The sequence below is a fragment of the Streptomyces silaceus genome (genome assembly GCF_001419745.1).
Classification (GTDB): domain Bacteria; phylum Actinomycetota; class Actinomycetes; order Streptomycetales; family Streptomycetaceae; genus Streptomyces; species Streptomyces silaceus.
Genome location: NZ_LIRJ01000516.1, coordinates 1 through 12,720 on the forward strand (window position 1 = coordinate 1; position 12,720 = coordinate 12,720).

General features: G+C 71.9%; 9 protein-coding genes and 2 pseudogenes. 6 read left to right on the plus strand and 5 right to left on the minus strand.

Annotation, left to right across the window (positions count from 1 at the left end; translation table 11 throughout):
• The 3 genes and pseudogenes from AOK22_RS35605 to AOK22_RS35615 all read left to right on the plus strand — a co-directional run.
• Nucleotides 1-237, plus strand: a pseudogene (locus AOK22_RS35605) (hypothetical protein); the annotation flags it as partial.
• 134 nt (nucleotides 238-371) lie between these two features.
• Nucleotides 372-2,048: a multicopper oxidase family protein gene (locus AOK22_RS35610; RefSeq protein WP_055702834.1), complete on the plus strand. Its 1,677-nt coding sequence runs from the start codon at nucleotides 372-374 to the stop codon at nucleotides 2,046-2,048.
• A gap of 115 nt (nucleotides 2,049-2,163) precedes the next feature.
• Nucleotides 2,164-3,924 (plus strand): NAD+ synthase, encoded by a 1,761-nt coding sequence (locus tag AOK22_RS35615; RefSeq protein WP_055702835.1) that lies wholly within the window; start codon nucleotides 2,164-2,166, stop codon nucleotides 3,922-3,924.
• Between the two features lie 99 nt (nucleotides 3,925-4,023).
• Here the strand turns inward: AOK22_RS35615 and AOK22_RS35620 are convergent, their stop codons facing one another.
• The 4 genes from AOK22_RS35620 to AOK22_RS35635 form a co-directional block, all read right to left on the minus strand.
• Nucleotides 4,024-5,241 (minus strand): MFS transporter, encoded by a 1,218-nt coding sequence (locus AOK22_RS35620; RefSeq protein WP_055702836.1) that lies wholly within the window; start codon nucleotides 5,239-5,241, stop codon nucleotides 4,024-4,026.
• A 237-nt stretch (nucleotides 5,242-5,478) separates the two neighbouring features.
• Nucleotides 5,479-6,507 carry an endonuclease/exonuclease/phosphatase family protein gene (locus tag AOK22_RS35625; RefSeq protein ID WP_055702837.1) on the minus strand — a complete coding sequence of 343 codons (1,029 nt, stop codon included), beginning with the start codon at nucleotides 6,505-6,507 and terminating at the stop codon, nucleotides 5,479-5,481.
• Between the two features lie 256 nt (nucleotides 6,508-6,763).
• Entirely contained in the window at nucleotides 6,764-7,399 is a 636-nt protein-coding gene (locus AOK22_RS35630) for a TetR/AcrR family transcriptional regulator (RefSeq protein ID WP_079037040.1), read from the minus strand.
• Between the two features lie 79 nt (nucleotides 7,400-7,478).
• On the minus strand, nucleotides 7,479-9,077 hold the full coding sequence (locus AOK22_RS35635) for an MFS transporter (RefSeq protein WP_055702838.1): 1,599 nt from the start codon (nucleotides 9,075-9,077) through the stop codon (nucleotides 7,479-7,481).
• A gap of 249 nt (nucleotides 9,078-9,326) precedes the next feature.
• On the opposite strand from AOK22_RS35635, the gene panB reads away from it, so the two are divergent.
• The 3 genes from panB to AOK22_RS35650 all read left to right on the plus strand — a co-directional run bounded on the left by panB (nucleotide 9,327) and on the right by AOK22_RS35650 (nucleotide 12,321).
• The gene (gene panB, locus AOK22_RS35640; RefSeq protein ID WP_055702839.1) at nucleotides 9,327-10,208 is read left to right on the plus strand and encodes a 3-methyl-2-oxobutanoate hydroxymethyltransferase; all 882 of its coding nucleotides are present in this window, start codon (nucleotides 9,327-9,329) and stop codon (nucleotides 10,206-10,208) included.
• Between the two features lie 266 nt (nucleotides 10,209-10,474).
• The gene (locus tag AOK22_RS35645) at nucleotides 10,475-11,494 is read left to right on the plus strand and encodes an ATP-binding cassette domain-containing protein (protein ID WP_055702840.1); all 1,020 of its coding nucleotides are present in this window, start codon (nucleotides 10,475-10,477) and stop codon (nucleotides 11,492-11,494) included.
• On the plus strand, nucleotides 11,491-12,321 hold the full coding sequence (locus AOK22_RS35650; RefSeq protein ID WP_055702841.1) for an ABC transporter permease: 831 nt from the start codon (nucleotides 11,491-11,493) through the stop codon (nucleotides 12,319-12,321). The genes AOK22_RS35645 and AOK22_RS35650 overlap by 4 nt, the downstream gene beginning before the upstream one ends.
• Before the next feature lie 23 nt (nucleotides 12,322-12,344).
• On the opposite strand, the pseudogene AOK22_RS35655 reads toward AOK22_RS35650, so the two are convergent.
• Nucleotides 12,345-12,720, minus strand: a pseudogene (locus AOK22_RS35655) (AfsR family transcriptional regulator); the annotation flags it as partial.

Below are 12,720 nucleotides of genomic sequence, written 5' to 3' on the forward strand. Positions count from 1 at the left end.
GCGCCCGCCCCCGCCCCCTCCTCCGAGCCGCACGGCGGCATGGCGACGGATCCGCTGTCCGTGTGCCTGGCGGTGCTCGGCGCCTTCACGCTCGCGCTGCTCGTACGTGCCGGGCTGCTCCGGCCGGGCGGGACGCTCGTCCGCGCGCCCGCGCTTCAGCGGCTCCTGCTGGTCCAGCGGCCCCAACCGCCGCCGCCCAGAGCCCTGCTCTCCCGTCTGTCGGTGCTGCGCATATAGGTCCGCGCACCGCTGCTCCGCGCTGCCCGCCGAACTCGTGCGGTTCCTTTGGGAACCCGCGGGCGTCGAGCGGTGTACCAGAAGCAGCAGATGCGCCCTTCTGCACGCACCACCAGACGAGGTGTCACCCAGTCATGCGTCAACAATCTCTGTCCACCCCCTCGCGCCGCGCCCTGCTCGGCGCCGCTGCCGCCGTCGCCGGGACGGGCGTCCTGGCGGCGTGCTCCTCGGACTCCGGCGGGCACGGCGGCCACGGCGCGGGCGGCGCGTCCGGCACCGGGGACTATGTGGACCCGGCGGGCAAGGAGGTCGCGGCCGCCGAGAAGAAGCGCGCCCGGGGCGGCCGGGTCCGCGAAGTGAAGCTGATGGCGATGGAGACGAGGCTCGACCTCGGCGGCCCCACGGTGAAGACGTGGGCGTACGGCGACCGGCTCCCCGGCAAGGAAGTCCGCGTCACCGCGGGCGACACCCTGTCCCTCACCCTCGCCAACCACCTCCCGCAGTCCACCTCCCTCCACTGGCACGGCATCGCCCTGCGCAACGACATGGACGGCGTCCCCGGCCTCACCCAGAAGAACATCAGGCCCGGCGCGGACTTCACCTACCGCTTCGCGGTCCCGCACCCGGGGACGTACTGGTTCCACCCCCACTCCGGCACCCAGCAGGACCGGGGGCTGTACGCGCCGCTGATCGTCGAGGACCCCAGGGAGCCCCTGAAGTACGACAAGGAGTGGGTGGTCGTCCTCGACGACTGGGTCGACGGCGTCGACGGCTCGACCCCGGACGGCGTCCTCGCGGAGCTGAGCAAGGGCATGGCCGGGCACGACATGGGCGACGACATGGGCGGGAACGGCGACGGCGGCTCCGGCGGCATGGACCACGGCGGTTCGGGCGGCATGGACCACGGCGGCGGACACGACATGGCGAACATGTCCCACACGGCGGCGCGGACCGGGCCGTCGCCGAAGCCCTCGGGCCCCTCCCGGATGATGATGGGCGCGAAGAGCGACCTGCTCGGCGGCGACGCGGGCGACGTGGCCTACCCGCACTACCTGGTCAACGGCCGGACGGCGAAGGAGCCCTCGCAGTTCCGCGCCCGCCCCGGCGACCGCATCCGCCTGCGCATCATCAACGCCGGGGGCGACACCGCCTTCCGCGTGGCGCTCGGCGGCCACGAGATGACGGTGACGCACACGGACGGCTTCCCCGTGGCGCACGCGAGGACGGACGCCCTGCTCCTGGGCATGGGCGAGCGGTACGACGTGCTGGTCACCGCCAAGGACGGCGTCTTCCCGCTGACGGCGCTGGCCGAGGGCAAGAAGGCGTCGGCGCTCGCGGTGCTGCGCACGGGCGGCGGATCGGCGCCGACCGCGGCCACCCGCCCCAAGGAACTGAAGGGCCGTCTCCTGACGGCGGACAAGCTCACGGCGGACGACTCGGTGGCGCTGCCCACGGGCAGGCCGGACCGCACGCTCGGGATCCGGCTGACGGGCGGCATGGCCATGTACGACTGGGCGTTCGACAAGAAGCCCTACTCCCCCGACCGGCGCCACCCCGTCCGCGCGGGCGAGCGGGTCCGGCTGACGTTCACCAACTCGACGTCGATGTGGCATCCCCTCCACCTCCACGGCCACACCTTCGCCCTGGCGAACGTGGCGGGCGGCCCCCGCAAGGACACCGCGATCATCCTGCCGAACGGCACGCTGACGGTGGACTTCGAGGCGGACAACCCGGGCCTGTGGATGATCCACTGTCACAACGTCTACCACGCGGAGGCGGGCATGATGACGATCCTCGGCTACCGCAGGTAGCCCCCGGTCCGGGCCGTCGGCGCACGCGGCCCGGGCCCCACGGGGCGCCCCACGTGGGGCGCCCCACACCCCTTCGGGAGGGCATCGCGTCGCTTTGACGATTACACTGGGCCGCGTGCCTCAACTACGCCTCGCCCTGAATCAGATCGACTCGACCGTCGGCGATCTCGCCGGGAACGCCGAGGCGATCGTCCGCTGGACCCGGCACTCCGCCGAGCAGGGGGCGCATCTCGTCGCGTTCCCCGAGATGGCGCTGACCGGGTATCCCGTCGAGGACCTCGCCCTGCGGTCGTCCTTCGTCCACGCCTCGCGGGCCGCGCTGCGCGCGCTCGCCGTCCGGCTGCAGGACGAGGGCTTCGGCGAGCTGCCGGTCGTCGTCGGCTATCTCGACCGCACCGAGGAGGCCAAGCCGAAGTTCGGCCAGCCCGCGGGCGCCCCGCGCAACGCCGGTGCCGTGCTGCACCGCGGCGAGGCCGTCCTGACCTTCTCCAAGCACCACCTGCCCAACTACGGCGTCTTCGACGAGTTCCGCTACTTCGTGCCGGGCGAGACCCTGCCGGTCGTGCGGGTGCACGGCGTGGACGTCGCGCTCGCCATCTGCGAGGACCTCTGGCAGGACGGCGGCCGGGTCCCGGCGACCCGCAGCGCGGGGGCGGGCCTGCTGCTCTCCATCAACGCCTCGCCGTACGAGCAGAACAAGGACGACCAGCGCCTGGACCTCGTGCGCAAGCGCGCCCAGGAGGCCGGCTGCACCACCGCCTACCTCGCGATGATCGGCGGACAGGACGAGCTGGTCTTCGACGGCGACTCGATCGTCGTCGACAAGGACGGCGAAGTCATCGCGCGCGCCCCGCAGTTCGCCGAGGGCTGCGTCGTGCTCGACCTGGAGCTGCCGGCCGCCGCGCCGGTGCCGCCGTCCGGCACCGTGGACGACGGCCTGCGCATCGAGCACTTCACGGTCTCCGCGGAGCCCCTGCCCGCGTACGAGCCGGAGCTCACCGGCGGGTACGCGGAGCGGCTCGACGACGACGAGGAGGTGTACTCGGCGCTGGTCGTGGGCCTGCGCGCGTACGCCGCGAAGAACGGCTTCAGCAGCGTCCTGATCGGGCTCTCCGGCGGCATCGACTCGGCGATCACCGCCGCCATCGCCTGCGACGCGCTCGGCGCGCAGAACGTGTACGGGGTGGCCATGCCGTCCCGCTACTCCTCCGACCACTCCATCGGCGACGCGGAGGAGCTGGCGCGGCGCACGGGGCTCAACTTCCGTACGGTGCCGATCGCCCCGATGTTCGACGCGTACATGGGTTCGCTCGGGCTCACGGGTCTCGCCGAGGAGAACCTCCAGTCGCGGCTGCGCGGCACGATGCTGATGGCGATCTCCAACCAGGAGGGGCACATCGTCCTCACGCCGGGCAACAAGTCCGAGCTGGCGGTGGGGTACTCCACGCTGTACGGCGACTCCGTCGGCGCGTACGGCCCGATCAAGGACGTCTACAAGACGTCGATCTTCCGGCTCGCGAAGTGGCGCAACCGCGCGGCGCAGGAGCGGGGGCAGACGCCGCCGATCCCGGAGAACTCCATCAGCAAGCCGCCGAGCGCGGAGCTGCGGCCCGACCAGGTCGACACGGACTCGCTGCCGGACTACCCCGTCCTGGACGGGATCCTGGAGCTCTACGTCGACCGGGACCAGGGCGCGGACGCGATCGTGGCGGCCGGCTTCGAGCGGGAGCTGGTCACGAAGACGCTGCGGATGGTGGATACGGCGGAGTACAAGCGCCGGCAGTACCCGCCGGGCACGAAGATCTCCGCGAAGGGCTTCGGCAAGGACCGGCGCCTGCCGATCACCAACCGCTGGCGGGAGTCCGCCTCCGGCTGAGGTGTGCCGGCCCGCCTGGCCGAGGCAGGGAAAAGCCCCGCTCGGAGCGCTCCGACCAGCGCGCCGGGCGGGGCTTTTCCCTTCCGTCGAGCCCTCGCCTCAGTGGTGCGACGGCTCCCGGTCCGGGGCGACGCCGGAGGCGATCAGGCGCCCGGGGGACGCCGTCGGGGCCCGGCGCACGTCCACCGCGTACGCCAGCGCCGCCACCAGCAGGCCGAGCACCGCGAGGCCCGCGCCCGCCACCGCCGGCGACGTCACGCCGAAGCCGGCCGCCAGGGCGAGGCCGCCGATCCACGCGCCGCCCGCGTTGGCGAGGTTGAACGCCGCCTGGTTCGCGGACGAGGCGAGCGAGGGGGCCGCCGAGGCCTTCTCCATGACCATCAGCTGCAGCGGGGACCCGGTCACGAACGCCGCCGTGCCGAGCAGCACCACCGCGAGCGCGGCGCTCCACGCGGCGCCCATGAGCAGCGGGAAGAGCACGAGGACGAGCGCGAGGGCGGCGAGCCCGCCGAAGAGCGTGCGCCGCAGGGAGTGGTCCGCGAGCCGCCCGCCCAGGAGGTTGCCCGCGGTCGCCCCGACGCCGAACAGCGCGAGGAGCAGCGTGACGCTGGACTCGGCGTAGCCCGCCGCGTCCGTCAGCATCGGCGTGATGTAGCTGTAGGCCGAGAACAGCGCGCCGAAGCCCGCGACGGTGGTGCCGAGCGCCAGCCACACCGGGACGCTGCGCAGCGCGCGCAGTTCGCCGCGCAGTCCGACCGCGTCGCCGTGGCCGTGGTCGGCCGGGACGAGGAGGGCGAGCGCGGCGATCGCGGCGAGGCCGATGGCGCTGACGCCGAGGAAGGTGGCGCGCCAGCCGAGCTGCTGGCCCATCGCGGTGCCGACCGGGACGCCCACGATGTTGGCGACGGTCAGGCCGAGGAACATCAGGGAGACCGAGCGGGCCTTGCGCTCGGGCGCGACGAGCCCGGTGGCGACGACGGCGCCGACGCCGAAGAAGGCGCCGTGCGGCAGCCCGCTGAGGAAGCGGGCGGCGAGCAGCCAGTGGTGGTCGGGGGCGGCCGCCGAGAGCGCGTTGCCGGCGACGAACAGGGCCATCAGGCCGATGAGGACGCGGCGGCGCGGCAGCCGTGCGGTGACGGCGGCGAGCAGCGGGGCGCCGATGACGACACCGAGCGCGTACGCGGACACCAGGTGTCCGGCGGTGGGGATGGATATGTGCAGGTCGTCGGCGACGTTGGGCAGCAGGCCCATCATCACGAACTCGGTCGTACCGATGCCGAAGGCGCCCACGGCGAGGGCAACCAGGGCCAGGGGCATGGAGAAGTACCTTCCACGGAAAGGGGGCGAGCGGCGGCGGGGGCCGGACGGCCGGCGGCAGCGGCGGCCTGGAACGGCGAGAAGCGGAACCCGCAATTCTACGTGCCGAACAAGGCCGGGCGGACCGAGTATTCCGTGGGATGGAGGACCCGAGGTCACAGGCGGACGACGGGCGCCTTACGGGGCGGCGGGGGCCTCACGACGAGGCCCTCACGACAAAGCCCTGACGACGGCGGCCTACGAGGAGAGGTCGACCCGCGCGGCGATCGGCAGATGGTCGCTGCCCGTCTCCGGCAGCGTCCAGGAGGAGACCGGCTCGACGCCCTTGACCATGATCTGGTCGATGCGGGCCATCGGGAACGACGCGGGCCAGCTGAAGCCGAAGCCGTTGCCCGCCGCGCCCTGCGTGGAGCGCAGCTGGGAGGTGACGCCGTTCAGGGCGCGGTCGTTCATCGTGCCGTTGAGGTCGCCGAGGAGGACGATCTTGCCGATCTTCTCGTCGGCGATGGCCTCGCCGAGCGCGTCGGCGCTGTTGTCGCGCTGGTTGGCGGTGAAGCCCGCGTCGAGCTTCACGCGCACCGACGGCAGGTGCGCGACGTAGACGGCGACCTCGCCGTTGGGCGTGGCGACCGTCGTGCGCATCGCGCGGATCCAGCCCAGCTTGATGTCGACGGGCTTGGTGTCGCTCAGCGGGTACTTGCTCCACAGGCCGACGGTGCCCTGCACCGAGTGGTACTTGTACTGGCCGGCGAGGGCCTTCTCGTACGTGGGCACGGCATCGGAAGTGAGCTCCTCCAGGGCGATCACGTCGGCGCCGGACGAGGCGACGTCCCGGGCGGTGCCGGTCGGGTCGGGGTTGTCCGCGTTGACGTTGTGCGTGGCCACGGTCAGATCGCCGCCGGTGCCCGACTTGTCGGTGATCAGGCCGCCGAACGAATTGATCCAGACGATCACCGGCAGGAGCAGGGCGATCAGCGCGCTCGCGGACTTGCGCAGCACGGCGACGACGAGCAGCACCGGCAGGAAGACGCCGAGCCAGGGCAGGAACGTCTCGGTCAGGCTGCCGAGGTTGCCGATGTTGTTCGGGATCTGCGCGTGGAAGATCATCACCAGCGCGATGAAGAGCGCGATGCCCGCCGTGACCAGGCCGCGCCGCCAGATACCCGGATCGCCCCGCCAGCCCTGGAACAGGCGCCGGAACCGGGACCCCGGGCGCTCGGGCCCCGAGCCGCCGCTGCCCGTCTCCGTCATATACGCCTGCGCCATGCTGTCGTCGCCTCACTGCCTGCCGTGCACACCGTCTGTCCCGCCCTCGGGAAACCCTAGGCGATGATCGGGTGCGTCTTCGCCGTCCGCGACGGCCGTACAGGCACAGGGACGAACGGTGCGGCGCGAGGGGTTCCTGATCGGAGCCCGTGAACGTCCTCTGTGACGAAATGCGCACAACCCGGCGCGGCGCGGCCGCTTCGGGCCACCGCACCCGTGCGACCAGCGCGAACGCCGAGCCGCGGGCCCGCCGGTCTCAGTCGACGGGCGGCTTCAGGCCGGCCAGCACGGTGTCGACGATGCGGGCCGCGAGATCGTCGTCGAGCGGGGCGTCGGGCCGCATGACCGTGCGCAGCAGCATGGGCCCGACGAAGAGGTCGTTGGCGGTCTCGATGTCGACGTCGGCGCGCAGTTCGCCGTTGGCGACGCCCCGCCGCAGCACCTCGTACGTGGTGCGGCGGCGGGGCTCGACGACGGTGCAGTGGTATGCCTCCCAGAGCTTGGGCAGGGCCTTCATCTGCGCGAAGACGTTGTGCAGCAGGGCCGAGGCGCGCATGTTCAGACCGCGCCGGCGCAGCCCCTCCAGGAGGCAGACGAGGTCGTCGCGCATGGAGGTGCCGGGCAGTTCCGCGTCGGTCTCCTCGAAGACGCGCAGGACGTCGACGAAGAGGGCCTCCTTGCCGTCCCAGCGGCGGTAGATGGTGGCCTTGCCGACGCCCGCCGTGCGGGCGATCCGCTCGATGGACAGCTCGGCGAGCGGAACGCCTTCCTCCAGGAGGCGCACCACGCCCTCGATGATCGCCTGCTCGACGGCCTCGCTGCGGGGTCTGCCCCGGCCGCCCCTCGCGGTCGACGCACCGGTCGCGATCCCGACGCCGTCGTCGGTACGCACGCCCTCGTGGCTCACGTCGTCTCCCTCTCTCCGCGCGGACTGCCGGGCCGATTCTCCCTCAGCGCTCTGAAGTGCCTGCTCAGCGCCCTGCGGCACCCACCGTCTCGGGGCTCTGGCCCTCGGGGCTCTGCTCCTTGGGCGGACGTCCCGGCAGGAACAGGAAGACGACCGCCGCGCCGATCAGCGCGACGCCCGAGCCCCACAGCGCGGTGACGTGCATGGCGTGCAGGAAGGAGTCGTTGGCGGCGGTCACCAGGGGCTCGCCCTTGGGGCCGAGCTTCTCGGCGACGCCGATGGTCGCCTCGATGGACTCGCCCGCGGTGTGCCGCACGCCTTCGGGCAGGACGGTCAGCTCGTCCTCGACGCCGCTGCGGTAGGCCGTGGACAGCACGGAGCCGAGCACCGCGATGCCGAGGGCGCCGCCGACCTGGCGGAAGGTGTTGCTGAGCGCGGAGGCGGAGCCGGCCTTCTCGCGCGGCAGGGCCTGCATGATCACGACGCTGGTGGGCGTCATGATGTGCGCCATGCCGGTGCCCATGAGGAAGAAGATGACCTCCAGGAGCCAGATCGGCGTATCGGTGTCGAAGATCGTGAAGGCCGCCAGGGTGGCCATCACCAGGAGCAGTCCGCCGGTGCACACGGCCCGCACGCCGAAGCGGTCGACGACGAGGCGGGCGCGCGGCGCGAAGATCAGCTGGGCCACGGCCAGCGGCAGCATCAGCAGGCCGGTCTCCAGCGGCGTGTAGCCGCGCACGCTCTGGGTGTAGAAGACCGAGAAGAAGGTCACGCCCATCAGCGCGAAGAAGACGAGCGCGATGGCGCAGATCGCCGCGGAGAAGACGCGGTTCTTGAAGTACGTGATGTCGATGGAGGGGTGGTCGCTGCGCTTCTCGTACAGCACGAAGGCGGCGAGGACCGCGAGACCGGCGGCGATGGTGCCGAGCACGGCCGCGTCGGTGAAGTCGGCGAGCTGGCCGCCCTTGATGATGCCGTAGACGAGCAGGACGAGACCGACGACGGAGAGCAGGACGCCGAAGAGGTCGATCCGGCCCGGCTTGGGGTCACGGGAGTCGGGCACCAGCCAGACCATCAGCGCGACCGCGATGATCACGATCGGTACGTTGATGAGGAAGACCGAGCCCCACCAGAAGTGGTCGAGCAGCACGCCGCCGGTGATGGGACCGATGGCGATGGCGAGGCCGACGCCGCCGGCCCAGATGCCGATGGCCTTCGGCTGCTCCTCGCGCTCGAAGACGTTCATCAGGACGGCGAGGGTGGCGGGCATCACGAAGGCCGCGCCGAGGCCCATCACCGCGCGGAACGCGATGAGTTCGACGGGCGATCCCGACTGGGCGGCGAGCGCCGAGCCGAGGCCGAAGACGACGAGGCCCGCGAGCAGGATCTTCTTGCGGCCGAGCCGGTCGCCGAGCAGGCCCGCGGTGAAGAGCAGGCCGGCGAAGACGAGCGTGTAGGAGTTGATCGCCCACTCCAGCTCGCTCTGGGTGGCGCCGAGGCCGGTCGGTTCGGGCGTGGAGATCGTCTTGATGGCGACGTTCAGGATCGAGTTGTCGAGCACCACGATCAGCAGGCTGAGCATCAGCACCCCGAGGATCGCCCAGCGGCGCCGGTGGACGGCCTCCGGTATGCGGGGCGGGGTGGGTGCGGCAGATATGGACATGCCGTCCAGCCTAGATCGATTTCGATACGAGACCGTCTCGTATTGGAAAGGCTTTACCGATCCCAGACCCAACGCGGACCAACGGGGCGGGGCGAGGCGGGTATGGGGCGCGGGCGCGACCGGCGCCGTGGGCCGGGCACGCGGTGTGACCGGGAGACGCACTAGCCCCGGCGGGGCACGTGATGCCACCATGGAGGTGATCCGGGGACGCCGTCAGGGCGCCTCGAGATGACAGAAGGAGCCGTTGCGATGACGCAGCTCTCGGCTGCCCACAAGAGCACCGACGCCCCGAAGAGCCCCGACAGCAGCAAGGCGCTGTACGGCGGCAAGGGCACCCGGCGCATCACCGTGCGCGACATCACCGCCGCCAAGGAGCGCGGCGAGAAGTGGCCCATGCTCACCGCCTACGACGCGATGACCGCGTCCGTCTTCGACGAGGCGGGCATTCCCGTCATGCTCGTCGGCGACTCGGCGGGCAATTGCCACCTCGGGTACGAGACGACCGTGCCCGTCACCCTCGACGAGATCACCATGCTCTCCGCGGCGGTCGTACGCGGCACGAGCCGCGCCCTGGTCGTCGCCGACCTGCCCTTCGGCTCGTACCAGGAGGGCGCCGTCCAGGCGCTGCGCTCGGCGACCCGCCTGGTCAAGGAGGCGGGCGTGGGCGCCGTGAAGCTGGAGGGCGGCGAGCGCTCCCTCCCCCAGACGGAGCTGCTGGTCCAGTCCGGCATCCCCGTCATGTCCCACCTGGGCCTGACCCCGCAGTCCGTGAACACCATGGGCTATCGCGTGCAGGGCCGCGGCGAGGAGGCGGCGCACCGGCTGATCCGGGACGCCAAGGCGGCGCAGGACGCGGGCGCGTTCGCGGTCGTCCTGGAGCTGGTCCCGGCGGAGCTGGCCGCCGAGGTCACCCGCTCCCTGCACATTCCGACCGTCGGGATCGGGGCGGGCGCCGAGTGCGACGCGCAGGTCCTCGTCTGGACGGACATGCTCGGCCTGACCGGCGGCAAGATGCCGCGCTTCGTCAAGCAGTACGCGGATCTGCGGGGCGTCATGTCCGACGCGGCGAAGGCGTTCGCGGACGACGTGGTGGGCGGCGCGTTCCCCGCGGCGGAGCACGCGGTGCACTAGGCGGTACCGGACCATCACGGCACCACGGCAGCCCGTCGGACTCCCCCACCGGCGGGCTGCCCTTCTCTCGCCGGGGGCGTCCGTCGGTTCCTCCCGGGCCCGCGCCGTGTGGTCGGCGCGGGCCGGCTGCGCGGGCTTCTCCCCACCCACCCGCCCTTGCCCACGCCCTTTCCCGGGGCGGGGGCCGGTGTCCCGCCGACAAAGGCCGGTTCTCGCTGTCAGCGGGATGTCGGTGGTTTGTCGGTGGGGTCTGGGAGCTTGAGGGCATGACGCGAATCGACATGACCCCCGGCGGCGCCGGAAGCGCCGTCACCGTGAGGGGACTGGTCAAGCACTACGGCGAGACCAAGGCACTGGACGGCGTGGACCTCGACGTGCGCGAGGGCACGGTCCTCGGCGTGCTCGGGCCGAACGGCGCCGGGAAGACGACCCTCGTACGCTGCCTCTCCACGCTGGTCACCCCGGACGCGGGCTCCGCCTTCGTCGCCGGGTACGACGCGATCCGCCAGCCCCGTCAGCTCCGGCGCGTGATAGGCCTCACCGGCCAGTACGCGTCGGTGGACGAGAAGCTGTCCGGCCGCGAGAACCTGTACATGATCGGCCGGCTCCTCGACCTGTCCCGCAAGGAGGCCAGGGCCCGGGCCGACGGCCTGCTGGAGCGCTTCTCCCTCACCGAGGCCGCCAAGCGCCCCGCCAGCACCTACTCCGGCGGCATGCGCCGCCGCCTCGACCTCGCGGCCTCGATGATCGGCAGCCCGGCCGTCCTCTACCTGGACGAGCCGACGACCGGCCTCGACCCCCGCACCCGCAACGAGGTCTGGAGCGAGGTCCAGCGCATGGTCGGCGACGGCGTGACCGTGCTGCTCACCACCCAGTACATGGAGGAGGCCGAGCAGCTGGCCTCCGAGCTGACGGTCATCGACCGCGGCAAGGTCATCGCCAACGGCGGCATCGACGAGCTGAAGGCGAAGGTCGGCGGCCGCACCCTGCGCGTGCGCCCGGCCGACCCGCTGGAGCTGCGCCCGCTGGCGAACGCCCTGGACGACCTGGGCCTGACCGGCCTCGCGACCGCCACCCCGGACGTCGAGTCCGGCACGGTCCTGGTCCCCATCCTCAGCGACGAGCAGCTGACCGCCGTCGTCGGCGCGATCACCGCCCGCGGCATCACGATCGGCTCGATCGCCACCGAACTGCCCAGCCTGGACGAGGTGTTCCTCTCCATCACCGGCCAGAAGGCAAGCGCTCCGCAGGACGCCCGCCCCGAGCTCGAGGAGGTCGCCGTATGAGCGCCGCCACTCTCACACCGCCTCCCCTGACCAAGGGAGAGGCCGACGCCCGCATCGGTCTGCGCGCCCACGTGCGCCACACCGGCGCCCTGGTCCGCCGCAATCTGCTGTGGATCCGCCAGGACCCGGAGTCGATGTTCGACGCGATCCTGATGCCGATCGTCTTCACGCTGCTGTTCGTGTACGTCTTCGGCGGCTCGATCGGCCAGGCGCTCGGCGGCGGTCAGGACCAGTACGTGCAGTACGTGGTCCCCGGCATGATGGCGATGATGAGCATGAACATCGCCATGGCCGTCGGCACCGGCTTCAACCAGGACTTCCAGAACGGCATCATGGACCGCTTCCGGACCCTGCCGATCGGCCAGGGCTCGGTCCTCTTCGCCAAGATCGTGGTGGAGCTGATGCGGCTGCTCATCGCGACGACGATCATGATGATCGTCGGTGTCCTGGTGGGCTTCGACATCACGAACTGGGGCGGCCTGTTCGCCTCCGTGGGCCTCGCCGCGCTGTTCGGCACGTCGATCATGTGGATCTTCCTGGTCCTCGGCGTCGCGATGAAGAGCGCCCAGTCCGTGCAGGCGATGGGCTTCCTGGTCCTGATGCCGCTGCAGTTCGGTTCGTCGATCTTCGCGCCGACGCAGTCGATGCCCGGCTGGCTGCAGGGCTTCACCGACTACAACCCGCTCTCCTCGCTCGCCGACGCCGCGCGCGGCCTGATGATCGGCGGCCCGGTCGCGCACGACCTGTGGGTGACGGTCGGCTGGTCGGTCGTGCTCACGCTGGTGATGGCGCCGATCGCCATCCACAAGTTCCGCACGAAGAACTGATCACACCGGTCGTACGGAGCCGATCAGCGGTCCTCTTGGGCCATGCGGTGCACCAGGGCGGTGACCTCGTCGAGCGCGAGGTCGCCGCCCTGCGCGTACGCCGCTTCGTACGCCTCGTCCGTGAGCGCGGCCCGCGCCCGCCGCTCCGCCTCCTCGCGGATCTCCCGCTCCATCGTGCTCGCCACGTGCGCCGGGGGCAGTTCGCGGTCGGCGGCCCCGAGGAGCCGGGCCGCCTCGTCCGCGCGGGCGCCGTCGGCGACCCGGGCCAGGGCGGAGGCGGCGATGCACAGATGGAGGGAGGCCATCTGCGGGGCGACCATCCGCGACAGCGGGTCGAGCGCCTTCTCGAAGGACTCGCCCACCCGGGCGAGGCTCTCGGCGTACCGCCCGTCCAGCGCG